19 protein-coding genes are annotated in these 21,390 nt (G+C 71.1%); 11 read left to right on the forward strand and 8 right to left on the reverse strand.

What is annotated here, in order from left to right:
* Positions 1 to 41: 41 nt before the first annotated feature.
* From tsaB to AC1DDU_RS10760, 4 genes are read left to right on the forward strand one after another with little or no spacing between them, the layout of a single operon-like run.
* Positions 42 to 701: a tRNA (adenosine(37)-N6)-threonylcarbamoyltransferase complex dimerization subunit type 1 TsaB gene (gene tsaB, locus AC1DDU_RS10745; protein WP_477433901.1), complete on the forward strand. Its 660-nt coding sequence runs from the start codon at positions 42 to 44 to the stop codon at positions 699 to 701.
* Positions 698 to 1,183, forward strand: coding sequence for a ribosomal protein S18-alanine N-acetyltransferase (rimI, locus tag AC1DDU_RS10750; protein WP_477433902.1), 486 nt, complete (start codon positions 698 to 700; stop codon positions 1,181 to 1,183). The genes tsaB and rimI overlap by 4 nt, the downstream gene beginning before the upstream one ends.
* Entirely contained in the window at positions 1,180 to 2,247 is a 1,068-nt protein-coding gene (tsaD, locus tag AC1DDU_RS10755; RefSeq protein WP_477433904.1) for a tRNA (adenosine(37)-N6)-threonylcarbamoyltransferase complex transferase subunit TsaD, read from the forward strand. Before rimI ends, tsaD begins: the two co-directional genes overlap by 4 nt.
* Positions 2,244 to 2,801, forward strand: a complete 558-nt coding sequence (locus AC1DDU_RS10760) for a hypothetical protein (RefSeq protein WP_477433906.1) — start codon at positions 2,244 to 2,246, stop codon at positions 2,799 to 2,801. Before tsaD ends, AC1DDU_RS10760 begins: the two co-directional genes overlap by 4 nt.
* A gap of 21 nt (positions 2,802 to 2,822) precedes the next feature.
* Here the strand turns inward: AC1DDU_RS10760 and AC1DDU_RS10765 are convergent, their stop codons facing one another.
* Positions 2,823 to 4,010, reverse strand: a complete 1,188-nt coding sequence (locus tag AC1DDU_RS10765; RefSeq protein ID WP_477433908.1) for a THUMP-like domain-containing protein — start codon at positions 4,008 to 4,010, stop codon at positions 2,823 to 2,825.
* Positions 4,011 to 4,173: 163 nt separating this feature from the next.
* Here AC1DDU_RS10765 and AC1DDU_RS10770 point away from each other — a divergent pair, with 163 nt between their 5' ends.
* The 4 genes from AC1DDU_RS10770 (at position 4,174) to AC1DDU_RS10785 (ending at position 9,207) form a co-directional block, all read left to right on the forward strand.
* On the forward strand, positions 4,174 to 5,235 hold the full coding sequence (locus AC1DDU_RS10770) for a hypothetical protein (RefSeq protein WP_477433910.1): 1,062 nt from the start codon (positions 4,174 to 4,176) through the stop codon (positions 5,233 to 5,235).
* A 211-nt stretch (positions 5,236 to 5,446) separates the two neighbouring features.
* Positions 5,447 to 5,716 (forward strand): hypothetical protein, encoded by a 270-nt coding sequence (locus tag AC1DDU_RS10775; RefSeq protein ID WP_477433911.1) that lies wholly within the window; start codon positions 5,447 to 5,449, stop codon positions 5,714 to 5,716.
* Positions 5,717 to 5,798: 82 nt separating this feature from the next.
* Positions 5,799 to 7,664: a dynamin family protein gene (locus AC1DDU_RS10780; RefSeq protein WP_477433913.1), complete on the forward strand. Its 1,866-nt coding sequence runs from the start codon at positions 5,799 to 5,801 to the stop codon at positions 7,662 to 7,664.
* Positions 7,665 to 7,677: 13 nt separating this feature from the next.
* The gene (locus tag AC1DDU_RS10785; protein WP_477433915.1) at positions 7,678 to 9,207 is read left to right on the forward strand and encodes a GTPase; all 1,530 of its coding nucleotides are present in this window, start codon (positions 7,678 to 7,680) and stop codon (positions 9,205 to 9,207) included.
* Here AC1DDU_RS10785 and AC1DDU_RS10790 read toward each other — a convergent pair.
* The 4 genes from AC1DDU_RS10790 to AC1DDU_RS10805 all read right to left on the reverse strand — a co-directional run bounded on the left by AC1DDU_RS10790 (position 9,148) and on the right by AC1DDU_RS10805 (position 14,966).
* Positions 9,148 to 9,783, reverse strand: a complete 636-nt coding sequence (locus AC1DDU_RS10790; RefSeq protein WP_477433917.1) for a hypothetical protein — start codon at positions 9,781 to 9,783, stop codon at positions 9,148 to 9,150. The two genes, AC1DDU_RS10785 and AC1DDU_RS10790, sit on opposite strands and share 60 nt — an antisense overlap.
* Before the next feature lie 8 nt (positions 9,784 to 9,791).
* Positions 9,792 to 10,580, reverse strand: a complete 789-nt coding sequence (locus tag AC1DDU_RS10795; RefSeq protein WP_477433919.1) for an IniB N-terminal domain-containing protein — start codon at positions 10,578 to 10,580, stop codon at positions 9,792 to 9,794.
* Between the two features lie 106 nt (positions 10,581 to 10,686).
* A complete protein-coding gene (locus AC1DDU_RS10800; RefSeq protein ID WP_477433921.1) occupies positions 10,687 to 13,224 on the reverse strand; it encodes a LuxR C-terminal-related transcriptional regulator in 2,538 nt (845 codons plus the stop codon).
* Positions 13,224 to 14,966, reverse strand: a complete 1,743-nt coding sequence (locus tag AC1DDU_RS10805) for an Hsp70 family protein (protein WP_477433923.1) — start codon at positions 14,964 to 14,966, stop codon at positions 13,224 to 13,226. The genes AC1DDU_RS10800 and AC1DDU_RS10805 overlap by 1 nt, the downstream gene beginning before the upstream one ends.
* A gap of 439 nt (positions 14,967 to 15,405) precedes the next feature.
* Between AC1DDU_RS10805 and groES the strand changes: the two genes are divergently transcribed.
* Both groES and rarD read left to right on the forward strand, forming a co-directional pair.
* Positions 15,406 to 15,702, forward strand: coding sequence for a co-chaperone GroES (gene groES, locus AC1DDU_RS10810; RefSeq protein ID WP_045275440.1), 297 nt, complete (start codon positions 15,406 to 15,408; stop codon positions 15,700 to 15,702).
* Positions 15,703 to 15,809: 107 nt separating this feature from the next.
* Positions 15,810 to 16,817 (forward strand): EamA family transporter RarD, encoded by a 1,008-nt coding sequence (gene rarD, locus AC1DDU_RS10815; protein WP_477433925.1) that lies wholly within the window; start codon positions 15,810 to 15,812, stop codon positions 16,815 to 16,817.
* A gap of 15 nt (positions 16,818 to 16,832) precedes the next feature.
* On the opposite strand, the gene AC1DDU_RS10820 is transcribed toward rarD, so the two are convergent.
* From AC1DDU_RS10820 to AC1DDU_RS10830, 3 genes are read right to left on the reverse strand one after another with little or no spacing between them, the layout of a single operon-like run.
* Entirely contained in the window at positions 16,833 to 17,153 is a 321-nt protein-coding gene (locus AC1DDU_RS10820) for a metal-sensitive transcriptional regulator (protein WP_477433927.1), read from the reverse strand.
* Positions 17,154 to 17,197: 44 nt separating this feature from the next.
* Positions 17,198 to 19,510: a heavy metal translocating P-type ATPase gene (locus AC1DDU_RS10825; protein ID WP_477433929.1), complete on the reverse strand. Its 2,313-nt coding sequence runs from the start codon at positions 19,508 to 19,510 to the stop codon at positions 17,198 to 17,200.
* Positions 19,510 to 19,719, reverse strand: a complete 210-nt coding sequence (locus AC1DDU_RS10830) for a heavy-metal-associated domain-containing protein (protein WP_477433931.1) — start codon at positions 19,717 to 19,719, stop codon at positions 19,510 to 19,512. Before AC1DDU_RS10830 ends, AC1DDU_RS10825 begins: the two co-directional genes overlap by 1 nt.
* A gap of 236 nt (positions 19,720 to 19,955) precedes the next feature.
* Here AC1DDU_RS10830 and AC1DDU_RS10835 point away from each other — a divergent pair, with 236 nt between their 5' ends.
* Entirely contained in the window at positions 19,956 to 21,233 is a 1,278-nt protein-coding gene (locus AC1DDU_RS10835; RefSeq protein ID WP_477433933.1) for an ABC transporter substrate-binding protein, read from the forward strand.
* Positions 21,234 to 21,390 lie beyond the last annotated feature (157 nt).

Here is a 21,390-nt window from a genome sequence, read left to right on the forward strand (position 1 = left end):
TCCCGGGCGATCACCGCCGCGCGCCGACTACCCTGGAAGGCGTGATCCTCGGCATCGACACGTCCCTCGGCTCCGCGGTCGCCGTGGTCGAACCCGACGGCGTCGTGCGCTCGCAGGTGCACAGCTCCGACCCGCGCGGCCACGCCGAGGTGATCGGCACGCTGATCGAGCAGGCGCTGGCGGAGGCATCCGTCACCCCCGCCGCGATCACGCATGTCGCCGCAGGCATGGGTCCCGGGCCGTTCACCGGCCTGCGCGTGGGGATCGCCGCCGCGCGCACGTTCGCGCTGGGTTGCGGGGTGCCGGTCGTGCCGGTGGTCAGCCACGATGCGGCCGCCCTCGAGCTCCTGATCCACGACGCCCTCACCGGCGGCTACGAGGATGCCGCCGACCTCGCGTTCGCGGTCGTCACCGACGCCCGCCGGCGCGAGTTCGCGTACACGCTGTACCGCGGGCTCGACGACGACGGTCTGCCGCGGCGCCTCGCCGACCCCGCGTTGACGCCACGCGACGAGCTGGACGCTCGCCTGGCGCAGGCCGGAGCGATGCGTCGCGACGCGGAGCGCATCCCCGCCGGGATGCTCGCGCTCGCCGCCGCCCGTGCGCTCGCCGCCGGACGCACGATCGGACCGGCCGACGCACTGTACCTGCGCTCGCCCGACGTGACGCTGCCGCACGCGCCGAAGCGGGTGGTCGCGTGACCCTCCGCCGCGCGACCGGCGACGACCTCGCCGCCATCATGACGCTCGAGCGCGCCTCGTTCCCGACCGACGCGTGGTCCGAGGCGATGATGCGCGAAGAGCTCGCCTCGCCGCACGGCTGGTACGTCGTCGACGACGAGGCCGGGCGCCTCGTCGGGTACGCAGGGCTGCGCGCGGTCGGCGGAGCGCGGGATGCCGACATCCAGACCATCACGATCGCCGAGGCGGCGCGGGGCCGCGGTCGGGGGCGCGCGCTGCTGCGGGCGCTGCTCGCGGAGGCCCACCGGCGCGGCGTCTCGGACGTGTTCCTCGAGGTGCGGGCCGACAACCCCGTCGCGCAGGCGCTCTACGTCTCGGAGGGGTTCCACGAGATCGGCCGCAAGCCGCGCTACTACCAGCCCGACGACGTCGACGCCGTGGTGATGAAGCTCGACCTGCGCGGCTGGAACGGCCGCGACGGCGACGGAGGGGTGTGCACGTGAACCGGGTCGAACCGCTGGTGCTCGGCATCGAGACGAGCTGCGACGAGACCGGCATCGGCATCGTCCGCGGCCGTACGCTGCTGTCGAACACGATCGCGAGCTCGATGGACGAGCACGCCCGCTACGGCGGGGTCGTGCCCGAGGTCGCCGCCCGCGCGCACCTGGAGGCGCTGCAGCCGTCGATCGAGGCGGCGCTCGCCGAATCGGGGGTCGCGCTCGCCGACCTCGACGCCGTCGCCGTGACGAGCGGTCCGGGGCTCGCCGGTGCCCTCATGGTCGGCGTCGGCGCGGCCAAGGCGCTCTCGGTGTCGCTCGAGAAGCCGCTGTACGCCGTCAACCATCTCGTCGGGCACATCGCCGCAGACATCCTCGACGCGGACGCCCCGCCGCTGGAGTACCCGACGGTGGCGCTGCTGGTGAGCGGCGGTCACACCTCGCTCCTGCTGGTGCGCGACCTCACCACCGACGTCGAGCTGCTGGGCGAGACGATGGACGACGCCGCGGGGGAGGCCTTCGACAAGGTCGCCCGCCTGCTCGGTCTGCCGTACCCGGGCGGTCCCGAGATCGACCGGGCCGCGGCATCCGGAGATCCGAAGGCGATCCCCTTCCCGCGGGGACTCTCTCGCGCCTCCGACATGGCGGACCATCGCTACGACTTCTCGTTCTCGGGGCTCAAGACGGCCGTCGCCCGCTGGGTCGAGCAGCGCCGCGCCGCGGGCGAGGAGGTGCCCGTCGCCGACGTCGCCGCGAGCTTCCGCGAGTCCGTGGTCGACGTGCTCGTCACCAAGGCCCTCGCGGCATGCCGCGACCACGGCGTGCCGCGTCTGCTGCTCGGCGGTGGCGTCATCGCCAATCGGCGACTGCGCGACGTCGCCCTCGAACGCGCGGCCGCGGAGGGCGTCACCGTCCGCATCCCGCCGCTGTCCCTGTGCACCGACAACGGCGCGATGATCGCGGCGCTCACCTCCGAGCTCATCATGTCGGGGCGTGCCCCCTCGACGCTCGGCTTCGGAGCGGATTCGACGCTGCCGGTCACCGAGATCCAGGTGGCGGAGTCGGCATGACCGGCGAACGGATGCCGTCCCCCGACGACGCGGCCACGCCCACGGCGGGCGCGGGCGCCGGGCGGGCCGAGCCCCCGGCATCCGATCCCGCGCCGGAAACCGAGACGGCGGCCGCGGGACCGACGGTCGCTCCGGTGTCTCCGGACGTCGACCTCGCGCAGGACGCGTCGCCGCTGCCCGGTGTGCACCGGGGCGGGTTCCTGCGCCTGCCGACGGCGCCCGTCGCGGTGACGACGGAATCGGCCCCCGCCGAGCCGGGCGGCGAGTTCACCCCCGACGCGACGTCGTGGCCCGCATCGGAGTCGTCCTCGATCCTGCGCGGCTTCGCCGGGTGGGCCCTGGGGTTCGCGATCGTCGGGCTGGTGGCGTCGCTGTTCGTCGGCTGGGGGTTCCCGCTCGGCGTCGTGGCCGTCGTGCTCGCGATCGTCGCGCTGCGCCGGCCGCTGGAGAGCCGTGCCGTCGCGATGTGGGCGATCTGCCTGGGGGCCGCGTCGATCCTCTACAGCGCGGGCTGGCTGCTGTACGCCGCGCTGCGCGCGAACCTCATCGGCTGAGCGCCCGCGGAGCCACCGCGCTCAGACGCGGTCTGCGAGGATCGCCAGGCGCCGCGCGCCGACCCGGGTGAGGATGAGCGTCGCCGACTGCGAGCCGCGCAGCTTGAGCCGGGTGCGCAGCGCCGCAGGATCGACATCCACTCCGCGCTTCTTGATCTCGACGCGTCCGATGTCGCGCGCGCGCAGCGCCTTCGCCAGCGCCTTCTCGTCGGCGGGCAGCACCTCGCGCACGCGGAAGGTCGCCACGAACGGCGAGGTCAGCGCGGCGTCGGAGGTGAGGTAGGCGATGTGCTCGTCGAGCATCCCGGCCTCCAGGGAGCGGGCGACCTCGCCGATCAGGCGAGCGCGGATGACGGCGCCGTCGGGTTCGTGCAGGAAGGCGCCGAGCTCGCGGACAGGTTCGTCCGCGGCATCCGTGTCCGCTGTCAGCTCGTGGGCGCTGTCGCCGCGGATGACGAGGGCGGCGCGGCGCACCCCCTCGCGCGCGAGTGCTCCCGACCACAGCACGAGCTCGACCGTCGAGCCGTCGGCGCTCACCCACTGCGCCTCGACATCGCCGGGGATGAGCTCGCGGTCCAGGCCCGGGCCGAGCTTGACGCCGACCGGCCGGCGGCGCGCGAGATCGAAGACCCAGTCCAGCGACGGCGACCAGTCCTCGGGGCGCGTGCGTGCGGTCTCGCTGTGGCCGGCGGTGCGACGGGCGGGGTCCAGCCACACCGCGTCGATGCCGTCGAGGTCCGCGTCTTCGGCGGTGCCGTGGCGCACCTCGACGTCGTCGCCGAAGGGGGCGAGGTTGTAGGCGGCGATCGCCGCGGTCACCTCGTCGGCGTCCACCGCCGCGACCCGCAGGCCCAGCGCCGCCAGGCCCAGGGCGTCGCCGCCGATGCCGCAGCCGAGGTCCGCGACACGGGTGAACCCGGCGTCGCGGAACCGCGCCGCATGCCGTGCGGCGATCGGCAGCCGTGTGGCCTGCTCGAGACCGGCCCGCGTGAACAGCATCCGCTCGGCCAGATCGCCGAACTTCGTCCGCGCCCGGGTGCGCAGTCGCGCCTGCCCGACGACCGCCGACACCAGATCGGGGGAGTGACCGTCACGTCGCAGCCGTGTCACCGCACGCGCCACATCGTCGGAGGAGTCCATCGCCGGCATCGCGTCGAGCAGGCGCAGCCCCTCGGCGGTCAGCAGCGCCTCGAGTTCGCGAAGTTCCACCTGCTGAGCCTACGGCCACGGCCCCCAGGGATCCCCGGCACCCCCTACCGGAACCCCTTGTCCCCCGACGGAGAGTGCGGGATCACTCCCGATGCCGTGGCGCGCGCTCGACAGCACACTCGGATCAAGAGCCGACTGGCACCTGTCAAGAAGGAAGAACATCATGGCCGACGACAACACCAACCTGCTGGGTCTTCAGACCAATCTCGACGTCGCGGACTCGTTCAACGACAACTCGGACAACTCCGACAACTCGGACAACTCCGACAACTCGGACAACTCCGACAACTCGACCGACAACTCGACCGACACCGACGACTCGTTCAACGACAACTCGGACAACTCGACCGAGACGGACGTCGACGTCGACGTCGACGACTCGTTCAACGACAACTCCGACAACTCGACCGAGACCGACGTGGATCTCGACCTCGACGTCGACGACTCGTTCAACGACAACTCCGACAACTCGACCGACAACTCGACCGACGACTCGTACAACGACAACTCCACCGACGTGGACGTCGCCATCACGGACTCGTTCAACGAGCAGACCCTGAACGACCACTCCATCACCACGGGCGTACGTCAGTACTCGACGGGCTTCCGTGACCTCAACCTCGGGGGCGGCGCCGGCGGTGCGGGTCTCGCGGCGGGTGCAGGTGGGCTGACGATCGACAACCGGTCGGCGATCTTCGACCAGTCGGTCAACCAGAACATCTGGGCGAACGGCTCGGTCTCGCAGATCTTCGGCCAGCAGGGCGGGATGGCCTCCGGTGACGGCGCGGTCGCCGCCGGTGACGACGCGGACGTCGACGCCTCCACCAACTGGGACATCGACGTCGACATCGACGACTCCTTCAACCCGGTCGACGTGGCCATCTCGGACGCGTTCAACGACAGCTCGGACAACTCCGACAACTCCGACAACTCGGACAACTCGGACAACTCCGACAACTCGACGAACTGGGATGTCGACCTGGACGACTCGTTCAACGACAACTCCGACAACTCCACCGACGTGGATGTCGACCTGGACGACTCGTTCAACGAGGACAGCTCGACGAACACCGACGTGGACGTCGACGACTCGTTCCAGGACAACTCGCTCGACGCGGATCTGGCCGACTCGTTCAACGAGTACGACACCGACGTCGATGTCGACCTCGAGAACAACGGCATCGTGAACAGCCCCGACGCCGAACAGAACGAGTTCGATTTCTGACGGACGCAACGCACCCGATCGCCACTGAGCGATCGGGTGCGCCAGCACCGCTCGCTGCGACGGGGGGACTGGGGGAGCGCGCCCGGCCACTTCGGCGGCCGGGCGCACGCGCTCACCGTCGCGAGCCGCGCACCCGCTTCCGGCGCCGCGGCCGGAGAGGGATACTGAGGAACGAACGCCGGAGACACGACCGGCGAAGGAGGCGAGCGCAATGGCGGATCGCGCCGACTGGGAGGACGTCGACGGCATGTCCGCCGACGCCAGTGCGCACGTGGCCGCCGACATCGACGACTCCGCCGTCGATTGGGCTCCGCAGGAGGACGTCGTCGACGACGACCCCTTCGCGAACGCGTTCACGGACGAGATCGTGAACGTCACGGCATCCGACTGGGATGTCGACGCCGACGCGCTGTGGGGTGCGGACGCCTCGCCGGACGTCGGATTCGACCCCGGTCCGGGCGCGTACGACTTCCCGGTGTGACGACCGGCATCGCAGTCATCCGAGGCGTGAGGGAACCGATCCGTTGGCCGACGAGCATCAGACCGCATCTGCGCACGCCGGCGTGAGCTCTGACGGCGCCGCCCCCGGAGGACGCGATGTCGCCCTCTTCGACCTGGTGGACAAGGTCGGCCGGGCGGCAGCGCAGGCGGGGCGGCGCGATCTCGTGAGACGGCTCGTGAACACGCGCGACCGACTGCGCGACCCGCACGTCCGCGTGATCGTCGTCGGGGAGTTCAAGCAGGGCAAGAGCAAGCTGGTCAACGCGCTGGTCAACGCCCCCGCGTGCCCCGTCGACGACGACATCGCGACGACCGTTCCGACGACGGTCGGCTACGCGGCCGAGCCGTCGGCGACGGTGCTCGTCCAGCCCGAGGGCGAGACGCGCGGGGAACCCCGTCGCGAGAGCATCCCGCTGACGGAGCTGGCCGAGTACGTGTCTGCCAAGGGCAATCCCGACAACGTGCGCCGCATCGTGTCGGCCGAGGTACTGCTCCCGCGCGAGATCCTCCGCGGCGGACTGCGGCTGGTCGACTCGCCGGGAGTCGGCGGGCTGGACTCGCGCAGCGCACTGCTCACCCTGTCGGCGCTGTCCAGCGCCCATGCGGTGATCCTGGTCTCCGATGCGTCGCAGGAGTACACCGAGCCCGAGATGCAGTTCCTGCGCCACGCCATGCGGGTGTCGCCCAACGTCGCGGCGGTGCTCGCCAAGACCGACCTCTACCCGCAGTGGCGGGAGATCGAGCACATCGACCGTGGGCACCTCACCCACATCGGCGACATCCCGATCTTCGCCGTGTCCAGTGACCTGCGCCTGCTCGCTGCGCAGCAACAGGATGCCGACCTGAACGACGAATCGGGCTTCCCGGCGCTCGTGACGCATCTGCGTCAGGACATCCTCGAACGTGCGGAGCTGATCCACGAGCGCAGCGCCGTGCACGACCTCGCCTCCGTCGTGGATCAGCTGACGATGGCTCTTCGCTCGGAGCTGACCGCCCTCGTCGACCCGGAGGTGACGCCTCAGCTCCTCTTCCAGTTGGAGGAGGCGAAGACGCGTGCCGATGAGTTCCGGAGCCGTTCGGCACGGTGGCAGGTGACGCTCACCGATGGCGTCGCCGATCTGATCGCCGACATGGAGCACGACCTCCGCGATCGGCTGCGCAAGGTGCAGCGCGAGGCCGAGGCATCCATCGACGACGGCGACCCGGGCCCGATCTGGGACGAGATCACGGAGTGGCTCGATCAACGGATCTCGGCAGCGGTGTCGGAGACGTTCGTATGGACCGACGAGCGCGCACGGTGGCTGTCGGAGCAGGTGGCGGAGCTGTTCCTCGAGGGTGAGGAGAGCATTCCCGCGATCGACGTGGCCGACGCCGCCGGCGTGCTCGATCCCGTCGATGCGATCGGCGCCCTCGACGAGGGTCGCATGAGCGCGGCCGAGAAGATCTTCATCGGCGTGCGCGGGTCGTACGGCGGTGTGCTCATGGTCGGGCTGGCGACCGGACTCATCGGGCTTCCGCTCATCAACCCGCTGTCGTTGCTGGCCGGCGTGATCGTCGGCAGGCGCGCATTCCGCGAGGACATGGGCGCCCGGCTCGCCCGACGACAGGCGGAGGCGAAGAACATCGTGCGCAAGCACATCGATGAGGTGGTCTTCCAGGCGGGCAAGCAGCTGAAGGATCGGCTGCGGATGGTCCAGCGCGGCGCCCGCGACCACTTCGGCGCGATGGCGGACGAGCTGCACCGGTCGTTCACCGAGGCGGTGACGGCTGCGAAGCAGGCGGCGGGAGTCGAGAGCGGCAAGCGCGAAGAGCGGGTCAAGCAGCTGCGCATGCAGCTGCGGCAGCTCGACGGGCTTCGCGCAGAGGTCGCACCATCGCCGATGCCGCTGCCCGTGACAGCGGCGCGGACGCGAGCGGTGACCCGATGAGGGGTCCGGAACGATGAGGGAGCCGGCCCTGGCCGACGCGCGACACGTGGCGCAGCGGGCCCTCGAGCTCTACGCGGACGACCCGGAGGCGACCTCGGTGATCGCGGGTTTCGACCGGCGCCTCCAGGGGCCGCTGCGCATCGCGCTGGCGGGAATGGTCAAGGCGGGCAAATCGACCCTGCTCAACGCGCTGCTCGGAGAGGTGCTCGCCGCGACGGATGCCGGCGAGTGCACCCGCGTCGTGACCTGGTATCGACGGGCAGACACGCCGACCGTCACGCTGCATCCTCGCGAGGGGGAGCCGCGGCGTCTCCGTTTCCAGCGGGAGGGAGGGCGGATGACGCTCGACCTGGGCGCCACCACCGCTGACGAAGTGGACTGGATCGACGTGGGGTGGCCGTCCGAGAGCCTGCGCTCGGTGATCCTCATCGACACACCGGGCATCGCGTCGCTGTCGACCGACGTGTCCGCCCGTGCGCACGGATTCCTGACGCAGCGCCGCAGCGCCTCCGCCGCAGACGCGGTCATCTACCTCATGCGCCATCTTCACTCGTCCGACCGCGGGTTCCTCGAAGCCTTCCGCGACGTGTCGATGGGCGGCTCGCTCACCGTCAACGCGGTGGTCGTGCTTTCGCGTGCGGACGAGGTGGGTTCGGCGCGCATCGACTCGCTGGTGTCGGCGGGTCAGGTGGCGCGCCGCTACGCGGACGACACCGAGCTGCGCGCGCTCGCGTTGGACGTCGTTCCGGTGGCAGGGCTCCTCGCGGAGACGGCGCGCACCCTCCGCGAAGACGAGTTCCGTGCGCTGTCCGGCATCGCGCTGCTCGAGCGCGACACCCGGGAGCGTCTCCTCGTCTCGGCCGATCGCTTCGCGTCGCTCGAGGGGGTCACGCCGCTGTCCGAGTCGAAGCGGCGGGATCTGCTGGCGAGGTTCGGGCTGTTCGGCATCCGCCTGTCGGCCGCGTTGATCCGAGGAGGCGCGTCGACGTCGACCGCGCTCGCCGACGGGCTCGTGCAGCAGAGCGGGCTCACGACGCTGCAGGCGTTGATGCGAGATCACTTCCGTTCCCGAGCCGACACGCTGAAGGTGTACGGCGTGCTCCCCGGACTCGATGAGGTGCTGCGCGAGCGCCCGCGACCGGGATCGGACGTCCTTCTCGCCGAGATCGAACGCATCTTCGCCACGACCCACTCGCTGCGCGAGCTGGCGGTGCTCTCACGCACACGCGCCGGAGGATACCCGCTGCCGCCCGGGCTCATGGCTGAGGCGGAGCGGATCGTCGGCGGCGCGGGCGGCGACGACGCCGTGCGCGTCGGCCTCGATGCGACCGCGGGCCACGCGGCGGTGCGAGGCCGCGCCGAGGAGCTGCTCGCGCGATGGCGCGCGGTGGCGGAGTCCCCGCTCACGGAGCGCGCTGCGGTCGGCCTGTGCCACGTCGTCATCCGCAGCCTCGAGCAGGTCGCAGCGGGCGCCGGCGCCGGATCATCCCCCGCCGCGGACCTCACCTGGCTGCTGACGGACGACGTCGTGCTTCCGCGCTGACCAGGCCAGCGCCTTCGGCATCACGCTCGCGAGCAGCGCAAGGAGCACGAGTGCGCACTGCGCGGCCAGGATCAGCCGCAGCGGTGCGGCACGCTCGCCGGTCAGCACGATGTCCAGCGCCAGCCCGATCGTGACGACCTGGACCACCCACGTCAGCAGCTGCCACCACCGCATCTGCGGCCGGCGTGCCATGAAGGACACCAGCAGCGTGATCTGGACCAGCAGGACGCCCACCAGCACGCCGAACACGGACCAGAAGACGATGTCTGCGGCGGTCGCGTACGTCTGTTCGCTGCGTGTCGCATCGACGGTCCTGACCGCGTCCGAGATCAGCGGAAGCTGCTCCTTGCGGATGATGAACAGGTAGACGATGGCGAAGCCGCCGCCGATGAAACTGAGGATCCAGAACAGCTCCGCGACGCGGATCGAGAACGGCGGGGTCAGTTTGGCCAGCACCGGCGCGGTGTTGGGATTGGCGAGCGTGGGCCGCGCCGGCGGCGTCTTCGGCGGCTCGCCGCCGGTGCCCGCCCGTGGTTCGGAGGCGGGCCGTCCGGCCGGCGGCTTCGGATCGGTCACCGGTGTGTCTACTGGTCCTCGAGGTCGTCCGGATAGACGACCTCCTCGACCTCGACGGAGTCGACCGGTTCGCTCCACACCGCGTCATCGACCTCTGCGGGCGGTGCCTCGTACGCGACCGGCGGCGCGGCTGACGCGGCGGCGTCATCGACGACGGCGGTCGCCTCCGGCGGGACGCCGGCATCCTGGGCGGTGGTCAGCTGATCGATCGGCGGTGCGTCCTGTGCGTCGGGGGCCGGAGGAACGGTGTCCTCCTGGTCGGCCACGTCGGCGAGCCCGGTGCCGAGCTCTTCGAGTCCTGCGGCGGCATCGTCCGGGATCCCCGGCAGGTCGGCGAGAGTCGGCTCCTCGTCGGTCTCGTCGCCCGGGTTCGGCCCGACGGTGAAGTCGTCGCCGGCGGCCATCGACCCGTCACCGGCTGCGACGCCTGCGGTCTGGTCGAAGACCTGGGTCACGTCGCCGCCTTCGGTCCAGATGTTCTGGTTGACGGACTGGTCGACGATGGTCGAGCGACTGTCGATCGTCGTCCAGTTGTTCGTGATCCGCGTGATCTCGTTGAGCACGTCGTTGGTGGTGTGCGACGGCGACGCGGGTGTGCTGCGGGGCACGACATCGGGGCGGTCGTAGATGATGGGGGCCACCGCGCGCACATCGTCCGCGCAGATGCTCCCCACCTTGTGCTTCGCGAGGGCCGCTTCGGGGTCCTTCTCGAGTTCGGCGAGCGCTGCAGGATCCCGCAGCAGGCTCAGGATGAACTCGATGATCGAGTTGGCGACGGTCACCAAGGGCGTGGTCATGTGACGACACCTCCGCACTGCATGTCGATGGCTGTTTCAGGGTAGGTCGCGATGTCTGCGACGGCATCGGGGTTTCGTCCGATGAAGTGGGGGTCTCGATGCGGGGTCATCCCCTCGGCCCCCCTGGTTCGGTGTCGAGCTGCATGGAGGCGACGCCGTCGAGCGCGATCCGCAGCTTCGACAGGAGGTCGGAACGCGACGTCGCGTTGAGGCGGCGTCGGATGTGCGCGATGTGGTGCTCCGCGGTGCGCGGTGAGATGAAGATCGCGGCGCCGATCTCGACGTAGGTCTTGCCCTGCAGCACGAGCTCCGCGACCTCGCGTTCGCGTTCGCTCAGGGAGCCGTCGCCCGCGTCGGCGAGGGGAGTGGGCTGTCCCTCGTCGTCGAGGTGCGAGGGCTCCCGCGGGTGCAGTTCCCGCGCGCAGGCGAGGAGGCGTGCCATCACCTTGCGGTCGTCGGAGCGGCTCGCACCGTGTCCCGCAAGACGAGCGCCGTCCCACGCCAGCCCGACGACCGCGAGGCCGCGGGCGGCGCCCTCGACCGCGTCGGCGTCGACGACGCCTGCCAGGACCGACGTCCAGACCTTCCCGGCGTGCGCCATGCGTGCGGCGAGTCGGTTGTGCGGTGCGGCGCCGACGAGCGCGCGCGCGTGCGGGGCCAAGGCGTCGGGCTGATTGAGGAGGATGCCGCGCTGGATGCCCGCCCAGTGCAGCGGTGCCGACCAGATCGGCGGACTGCCGAGCGCGGCGACGATCTGGAGCGCCCGATCGAATGCGGGCTGCACCGACACCGCGTCGCCGAGCCGGGCGGCCGCGATGACCAGCTCGCTCAGCGCGAGCAGGGAGAAGAGGTCGGGTTCGGTGCGGGACACCCGTGCCTGCGAGGCGTCCCATTCGGCGGCGAGCGCCGCAGCGTCGTCGTAACGTCGCGCCAGCCCGATCGTGATCGTCGCGGCCAGGGCATCGTCCCGTGGCGTCAGCGGCCGTGTCGCCGACGCGCGTGCGAGCGCTGCGCGGGCGTCTGCGGGGCGTTCCCGTTGCAGCGCGACCCAGGATGACCACAGCTCGAGCCGCGCACATCGGCTGGCGCCTCCCTGCCCGCCGTGCAGCGCATCCTCGACGATCGTCTGTGCGCTCTTGGGGTCGCCTACCCCGATCGCGGCCGTCGCGGCGATCACGGCCGGCAGTTCGACGTACGGAGACGCATCGGCGGATGCCGTGTAGAGCTCCGAGGCGCGCTGGAGCGCAGCGACCCCGGCGTCGGGGTCATCCCCGAGCGTCGCGGTCAGACCGCTGTCGAGGAGTTCGTTCGCGACTCCCAGCGCCGAGGGCGGTCGGCGGCTGCCGGGTGCCTTCGTGGCGGGGCTCCCGGATTCGTCCGCACGGCCGGCGGCGACGGCCGCGATCCGCATGCGGACCGCGGCCCCCATATCGTCGGGCTGACGGGACCGGTACGTGTCGTCGGCGAGCGACATGAGGCCGCGCTCCGCCCAGACCGCGGCGGCGAGATCTGCCTCGATCCCTGGCGTGCCGGGGCGCTCCTGCAGCTCATCGAGCAGCACCCCTGCATCGTCGAGGCGGCCGCTCGCCCACGCGCTCAGAGCGCGGTCCAGCGCCAGGGGATCCGGGTCCGCACCGCAGGAGATCGCACGTTCGAAAAGGGCGCTCGCGAGCTCCGGGTCGTGGCGGATCTCGGCCCGGGCGCGCGCGACGAGTACGTCGGCGGCGGACGCATCGTGCAGGCCGTCCAAGGTGGCGACGAGCGGATCGTCGCGGAGCGCCGCGCGCGGGGCGTGCTCGATCACGTCGACGATGCGTGCGAACGGAGTCGTGGCCCGGACGGCGGCTGCGATGGCTGGGGCGGGACGTCCGTCGTCGGTCACCAGGCCCTCCGCATAGGCCTCCGCGATCAGGTCGCCCGCGACGTCGTCCGCCGCTCCGGTCCCCGGCGCGACCCGCAGCGAGAGATCCTCCAGGAGCCGGCGCACGCCGGGGGAGACGGACGACATCCGATGCAGGATGCGTGGGCGGATGGCACGCTGCAGGACCCTGTGCGACGGGTCGTCGCGGCAGTCTCGCTCGTCGTGCGCGGCGAGGCACTCGTGCACGAGCCACGCCACGCCGCCGGTGAGGCGCAGGACATCGTCGTCGCACGCGCCGAAGCCCGTGGTGGTGGCGCGGAGGCGGACGTGCGTCACCTCGCCGAGCAGGACGATGGGGCGACTGCGTTCGAGCAGGCGGGTGAGCGCCACGAGGTCGGGGCGTGACGGCCAACTGCGCAACGCGACCACCATGCCGGCGTCGGGGTCCTCCGCACGGGCCCTCAGGGCGGTGATGCGCTCCTGGTCGAGCAGATGCGCGTCGTCGACGAGGAGCACGACCTCCGGAGGCATCGTGCCGACGTCCGTGGTCTCGCGCAGCGGTGCGGTGGAGGTGTCCTCTGATGAGAGGAGACCGGCGATCCGATGCAGCAGCGTGGTCTTACCCGATCCCGCGCTGCCGGAGACGACGGCCCGCGCGGCTTCGCCGGGGAATCGGAAGGCGTCGAGCTCGCCAGACGACGCCGACGGCATCGCGACCGCGACCGGCGGGGCGGCATGGAGTGCGGAGCTGTCGAGCCGCACCAGGTTCGAGGCGCTCGACATCACTGGGGCTCCGGGACCGATGCGGCAGGTGGCGACGGCTCGGGCTCGGGCGCCGGTGGTTCGGGCTCCGGCGCCGGGGGGTCCGGCGCGGGAGGGTCGGGCGTCGGATCCGGCGCAGGCGGGTCGGGGTCGGGCTGCGGGTCCGGCGACGGTTCCGGCTGAGGATCAGGAGCCGGCTCCGGCTGGGGGTCCGGAGACGGCTCGGGCTGGGGGTCCGGAGACGGCTCCGGCTGGGGGGCGGGGTCGGGCTGCGGGTCCGTTCCGGTGGGGACGGCCGGGTCGTCCGCCGTGCCGGATGTCCCGGTGCTCGTGCTCGGCGAGGTCGGCGACTCTGCGCCGGGCTCCAGCCCCGCGGCCTCCTGCTGACGCTCCTCGGCGCCGCGCTCGGCGATCCGGCGACGGGGATTGGGGGAGGATGCGTCCTGCGGCGGGGTGCCCTTGGCCGGTGGGGGTGCCGCATTCGTAGCGTCCTGAGGGTCGGCGGCATCCGGTTCGGCCGCCGCGGCCGACCCGCCGCTCAGCCTGGTGCCGAGCCAGTCGGCGAAGGAATCGACGCCGGCATCGCTGGGCGCTCGCGTCCCGTTGCCCAGTTCGGTGGCGCCGGCCAGCACGATGCCACCGGCGAGGACGAGCGAGCCGGCAGTCAGTGCGACGGTGGCGGGGATCGGGCGGAACCAGCGCCGGCGACGCGCGTGGTCGTCGGCGCTGTCGGGCCCGGGCGCCGAGCCGGTCGCGGGAGCTTCCGTTCCTACCGCAGCCATGGCGGTCTCGGCGGCTGCCGTCGCACTGCTCGGCGTTGCACCGCGGGCGAGTCCGTCGGCGATGATGCGTGCAGCCCCCAGGGCGACGACCGCCTTCGGGTCGGCATCGACGGCGATCGGCGCATCGCACCGCTCGGACAGCAGCTGAGCGACCCGCGGGATGCGCGACGAGCCCCCGGTCAGGAGCACGGCCTCCAATCGGCCGCCGACATCGCTGCTCTCCAGCGTCGACTGGAGGAGGTCGATCGTGCGTTCGACGCCGCGTTCGATGAGCTCCTCGAACTCGGTGCGCGTGATGCGCACCGTCGTGCTCGCACCGGCGAGGAACACCGGGATCGCGGCCTCGGAATCGAACGAGAGAGCCTCCTTCGCCTCCACGCACTCTCGGCGCAGCGAAGACAGCGCGATGCGGGCGTCGGGGTCGTCGGCGAGGTCGGCCCCCGACAGGCCTGCCGCGGTGATCGTGTGCCTGAGCACGATGTCGTCGAAGTCCGCGCCCCCGAAGTCCGAGATCCCGGTGGGCGTCCCGACGATCCGCAGCCAGTGGTCGGGTGAGCTCCCCACGAGAGCGATGTCGAAGGTTCCGCCGCCGAGGTCGTACACGGCCAGCACGCCGTCGGGGCCGAGCGGGGACGATGCGGTGTAGTGCCATGCCGCGGCGATCGGCTCGGCGACCAGGTCGACGGGCACGGTCAGCTCCCGTGCCAGCGCTCCCATGAGCAGGCTGCGGCGGTAGTCGCCCCACGTCACCGGCACAGTGGCGACGATCGCTTCGGGCTGACGGCCCTCCCGTTCCGCGACCGCATCCGCCACCCACGTCACCATGCGCGCGAACAGGTGCTCCGGCGCGTACGTCCGTCCGGCGACGACGAGCGGGACGTCATCGCCGATCCGTCGTTTGAACTCGCGGACCAGGCGATCGGGCTGCACGAGCCCTCGCCGCTCTGCGGCCTCGCCGAAGAGGAGGTCGTCGTCTGACACGAAAACCGCGGTCGGTGTACTGTCTGTCCGCCGGCCGAGTGCGAATCTCGCTGCCTCGACGATTCCTTCAGTATCAACCCTCGCCGTGGACGCGGCGGTACGGCTTGTGCCGATGTCCACGGCAAGCACATATGCGCTCGTCATCGCCCGAACTTCCCAGATTCAGGACATGTCCCCTGAGATCAGGTCTACCACTGCGAGCGGGTGAGCGCGAGGGGGTGAGGTGGGATGGTGGTCATGCGTTGGGGGAGCCCGCGAACCCCGGGCCTGATACATCGGGCGACCCGCATCCGATGCCCGATGCGGCCTCACGCGAGCTGTGTGTCGCAGGATTGGCACTCACGTTGCGGGAGTGCCAGCGCGTTGCCTAGACTGGCGTAAGCACTCTCTATGTCAGAGTGCTAACGAGTCTTCAGTCTCAAGAAAGAAGAGGTAGACCGTGTCGGTTTCCATCAAGCCGCTCGAGGACCGCATCGTCATCAAGCAGGTCGAGGCCGAGCAGACCACGTCCAGCGGTCTGGTCATCCCCGACACCGCCAAGGAGAAGCCCCAGGAGGGCGAGGTCGTGGCGGTCGGCCCCGGCCGCATCGACGACAACGGCAACCGCATCCCGCTCGACGTCGCCGTCGGCGACCGCGTGATCTACAGCAAGTACGGCGGCACCGAGGTCAAGTTCGGCGGCGACGAGTTCCTCGTCCTGTCGGCTCGCGACGTCCTGGCGGTCGTCGTCCGCTGAGTTCCGCGCACCGCGCGTACCGAGAGGGTCGGATGCCTCGGCATCCGACCCTCTCGTCATGTCCGGGCGCGACCTGCGCGCCCCCGCCTCGGCCATAGGCTGGGGGGATGAGCCGCGATCCCTCCTCGACGCACCAGTCGGCGGGGGTGGGCGATCTGGCCGATGCGGCGGCATCCACGGCGGGCATCGCGCTTCCGCCGCCGTCGTTCGAGTCGGCCCGCGAGCGCTCGCTCGGCGGTTTCTACGCCTTCGGGGCGTACCTGCTGTGGGGCTTCCTGCCGCTGTACTTCCTGCTGCTGGTCCCCACCGGCCCGTTCGAGCTGGTGGCATGGCGCATCCTGCTGTCGCTGGTGTTCTGCGCGCTGCTGCTCACGGTGACCCGCACCTGGGGCCGGCTGGTCGCCATCATGCGGCAGCGGCGCCTGCGGTGGTTGACCGCGCTCGCCGGAGCGCTGATCTACATCAACTGGCAGGTGTTCATCCTCGGCGCCCTGAGCGGGCACGTCATCGAGACGAGCCTCGGCTACTTCATCAACCCGATCGTGACGGTGCTGCTGGGCGTGCTCGTGCTGCACGAGCGGCTGCGTCCCACGCAGTGGGTCGCGATCGGCATCGCGGTGGCTGCGGTGGTCGTGATCATCGTCGGCTACGGCGCCTTCCCCTGGATCGCGCTGACGCTCGCGGCATCCTTCGGCGTCTACGGACTGGTGAAGAAGCAGGTCGGGCCGTCGGTGGACGCCGTCAGCGGGCTGACGCTCGAGACCATGTGGCTGACGCCGATCGCGGCGATCGTGCTCGCGGTCGTGGGCGCCACCCAGGGGCTCACGATGGGCGCCTACGGCTGGCAGCACGCGGCGCTGCTGAGCCTCACCGGTGTGGTCACGGCGGTGCCGTTGCTGCTGTTCGCGGCCGGAGCCCGGCGCGCGTCGCTCACCACGATCGGCCTGTTGCAGTTCGTGGCGCCCATCCTGCAGTTCCTCACCGGGTGGCTCGTGCTCGGCGAGGCCATGCCCGTCGGGCGCTGGATCGGATTCGGGCTGGTGTGGGTCGCGCTGATCCTGCTCACCGTCGACTCGGTGCTGCACGCGCGTCGGCAGCGCGTCCTCGCCCGCTGAGCTGGCGCGCGGGGCTCAGCGCACGAGGCGCGCGATGGCCTGCGTGGCCTCGGTGATCTTCGCGTCGGCCTCCGCGCCCCCCAGACGCGCCGCGTCGACCACGCAGTGGCGCAGGTGGTCGTCGAGCAGGCCCACCGCGACCGCCTCCAGGGCGGAGGTGAGCGCGCTGATCTGGGTGAGGATGTCGATGCAGTACTTCTCGTCCTCGACCATCTTGTGGATGCCGCGGGCCTGCCCCTCGATGCGCTTGAGGCGGTTGAGGTACTTGTCCTTGTCGGTGATGTAGCCGTGGTGGCCGTGCTCGTGGTCGAGCGGGGTGGCGGTGTCGATCGTCATGGCTGGTCCTTCATCCTGATCGATGTTCATTATGTCCGAGCGGGTCATGCGACGGGCGCCGGCTCTGCGATGGCCGCCGGGCGGGTGTGCGCCGGGGTGCGGCCCGCCCGGCTGCGGAACCTCCGCAGTCGCAGGCTGTTGCCGACGACGAACACGCTCGAGAACGCCATGGCGGCCCCCGCGATCATCGGGTTCAGCAGTCCCAGGGCCGCCAGCGGCAGTGCCGCCACGTTGTATGCGAACGCCCAGAACAGGTTGACTTTGATGGTTCCCAGGGTCGCACGGGAGAGGCGGATCGCGTCGGCGGCGCTGCGCAGGTCGCCGCGGACGAGGGTGATGTCGGATGCCTCGATCGCGGCATCCGTCCCCGTTCCCATCGCCAGCCCCAGGTCGGCCTGAGCGAGCGCGGCGGCGTCGTTCACGCCGTCGCCGACCACCGCGACGACCCTGCCCTCGGACTGGAGCCGTGCGACGACGGCGACTTTGTCCTGCGGCAGCACCTCGGCGATGACGCGCTCGATCCCCACTTCGTCGGCGATCGCGCGGGCGGCGGCGGCGTTGTCGCCGGTCAGCAGCACCGGCGTCAGGCCGAGCGCGCGCAGCTGCGCGACCGCCTCGGCGCTGGTGGGCTTGACCTGGTCGGCGACGACGAGGAGTCCCCGCGTCTCGCCGTCCCAGGCGACGAGCACGGCGGTGCGCCCGAGCGACTCGGCAGCACTCTTGGCGGCGGCGATGTCGACCGGCACGGCGAGCGTCCAGTCGGCGAGCAGGGCCTCGCGCCCGACGAGCACCGCGTGCCCGTCGACGACACCGGTCACGCCCTTGCCGGGGATGTTCTGGAACGCCTCGACGTCGGGCAGCGCCCCCGTCTCGTCGGCGGCGGCGCGGGCGACCGCCTGTGCGATCGGGTGCTCCGAGGCGTGCTCGAGGGCGCCGGCGAGCCGCAGCAGCTCCTGTCGGTGCGTCGTCCCGGCGGTGATCGCATCGACGAGCGACATGCGGCCGCTGGTGACCGTGCCGGTCTTGTCGAGCACGACGGTGTCGACGGTGCGGGTGGACTCGAGCACCTCCGGGCCTTTGATCAGGATGCCGAGCTGCGCGCCGCGGCCGGTGCCGACCAGGAGCGCGGTGGGCGTGGCGAGCCCGAGCGCGCAGGGGCACGCGATGATCAGCACGGCGACGGCCGCGGTGAACGCCATCGACGCCGGCGCGCCGGTGAGGAGCCAGCCGGCGAGCGTGCCGAGCGAGATGAGCAGCACGATGGGCACGAAGACGCCCGAGATGCGGTCGGCGAGCCGCTGGACCTTCGCCTTGCCCGACTGGGCGTCCTCGACCAGGCGCGCCATCTGCGCCAGCTGGGTGTCATCGCCCACGCGGGTCGCGCGCACGACGAGTCGGCCACCCGCGTTGACCGTGGCGCCGATGACGGGATCGCCCGGCGCGACCTCGACGGGGACCGACTCGCCCGTAACCATCGACGCGTCCACCGCCGAGGTGCCCGAGACCACGACGCCGTCGGTGGCGATCTTCTCGCCGGGGCGGACCACGAACTCCTCGCCGGCGCGCAGGTCGGCGATCGGCACGCGCACCTCGTCGACGCCGGTGGCCGACGGCCGCAGGACCGCGACATCCTTCGCGCCGATCTCGAGGAGGGCGCGCAGCGCGGCCCCCGCGCGCCGCTTGGAGCGCTGCTCGAAGTAACGCCCGGCGAGCACGAATGTCGTGACCCCGGCGGCGACTTCGAGATAGATGTCACCGGCTCCGTCACTGGGGGCGACCGACCACTCGAACGTGTGGGTCATGCCGGGCATGCCGGCGTGGCCGAAGAACAGCGCGTACAGCGACCACAGGAATGCGGCCGACACCCCCAGGGAGATCAGCGTGTCCATCGTCGCCGCGCCGTGCCGGAGGTTGATCCAGGCGGCGCGGTGGAAGGGCCACGCGCCCCACACCACGACCGGCGCGGCCAGCGCCAGCGAGGCCCATTGCCAGTAAGTGAACTGCAGCGCGGGGATCATGGCGAGCAGGATCACCGGCGTCGACAGCACGATCGATCCGATGAGCCGCTGGCGCAGGCTCCGCAGTTCGGGGTCGGGCGCGTCTTCCTGCAGGGCGGGCTCCGTCGCGACGGGTGCCGGGAGGGCGGCGGAGTAACCGGTCTTCACGACCTCGTCGATGAGCGCCTGCGGGTCGAGCCCCGCCGGCGCGCTGACCAGCGCCTTCTCGGTGGCGTAGTTGACGGATGCCTCGACCCCGTCCATCCGGTTCAGCCGCTTCTCGATCCGCGCGGCGCACGAGGCGCACGTCATGCCGCCGATCTCGAGCTCGATCCGGGCGGCAGGGGCCGAGGCGGCCATCAGGCGCGGACCGCGCTGTAGCCGGCCTCGTCGACGGCGGCGATGACGGCCTCGTCGGCGAGCTCGGCGGAGGAGACGATGCGGAGCGTCCCGGCGGCGGCGCTCACCTGGACGTCTTCGACGCCGGCGATCTTCGACACCTCGCCGCGCACGGATGCCTCGCAGTGCCCGCAGCTCATCCCCGTCACCTTGTACTCGACCTCGGCCATGTCCTCTGCCCTTCTCGTTGATCTCCAGGATGCCCCTGTGGGGTACCTGGCATCCATCGTATACCCAAGGGGGGTATGCAAGGGTCGGATGCCCGCGAAACGAGGCGAAAACCCCCGGTGTGCACCCGTTACACATCGTTAACGAATGGCAACATTGCGGAACGCTTCCCGCGATTAGGTTTGTCGCATTGGGGCGGCGCCCGAGTCGTTCCCCGGCTGAATAAACAAGGAGCAACATGAGCGTCTTCACCCGCTCGCGCAAGACCACCGTCCTCGGTGGCATCGCGCTCGTCGGCGCCAGCGCCCTCGTCCTCGCCGGCTGCGCCGGCGGCGGTGGTGGCGGCAGCAGCGAGACTCCCGCGGAGACCCGCGACCTCACCCTGAAGATCGGCACGATCCTGCCGCAGACGGGCACGCTCGCCTTCCTCGGCCCGCCCGAGGAGGCCGGTGTCGGCCTCGCCGCCGCCGACATCAACGAGGCTGCCAAGGGCGTCACCATCCCGGACATCGTCTGGGGCGACTCGGGCGACACCGACAACAAGGCCTACGCCACCACGATCCAGAAGCTGATCTCGGAGAAGGTCTCCGCCGCCATCGGCGCCGCGTCCTCCGGCGTGACGAAGCTGTTCCTCGACGACGCGGTCGCGGCAGGCATCATCACGTTCTCGCCGGCGAACACGTCGCTGGACTTCACCAACTGGGACGACAACAACCTCTACTGGCGCACGGCTCCGGCCGACACGCTCCAGGGCGAGGTGCTGGGCAACCTCGTCGCCGAGGACGGGCACGAGAACGTCGCGGTGCTCTACCAGAACGACTCCTACGGCACCGGCCTCAACAAGGTGTTCCAGGACACCTTCACGAGCTCGGGCGGCAAGATCGTCGCTGAGCAGGCCTACAACACCGGTGACACGAACTTCGACGCGCAGATCTCCGCGATCCTCGCCTCGAACCCCGACGCCATCGCGCTGATCACGTTCGACGAGATCTACACGATCGGCCCGGCGCTCATCGCAGCGGGCTACCCGGCGGAGAACCTCTACCTGGTCGACGGCAACCTGAAGAACTTCGGTTCGGACGAGAAGTGGCCGGCCGGCGTGAGCATGGAGGGTGCGAAGGGCACGACCCCCGCGGGTCCGGCTCCCGACACCGAGTTCCAGGGCCGCCTGAACGACTGGTGGACCGGCGAGGGCAACACCGAGCTGACCGACTTCTCGTACGCCAACGAGGCTTACGACGCCGTCGTGCTGCTCGCGCTCGCCTCGCTCGCCGCGAACTCCACCGATCCCGCCGACATCGCCGGCAAGCTCCAGGAGGTCTCGGGCGGTTCGGGCGACGGTAAGAAGTGCACGACGTTCGCCGACTGCGCCGACATCATCCTCGGTGGCGGAACGGCCGACTACGACGGCTTCTCCGGCCCGATCACGTTCGACGAGCACGGTGACCCGACCGAGGCCACCATCGGTGTCTTCCAGTACGGCGCCGACAACCTCTACACGCGCATCGACCTGTAATCCAGGAAACCACGCAGCAGCAGGGCCCCGGAGCGATCCGGGGCCCTGTCGCATGTACGGGAGGCCGCAGAACCGGCGGTCGCGGACGCGCGGACGTACAGACGAGATGACCTGCGGACGCCAAGAAGAGAGGGGACGGATGCCGCGGCATCCGTCC

Source organism: Microbacterium sp. 05T445, from assembly GCF_056395865.1.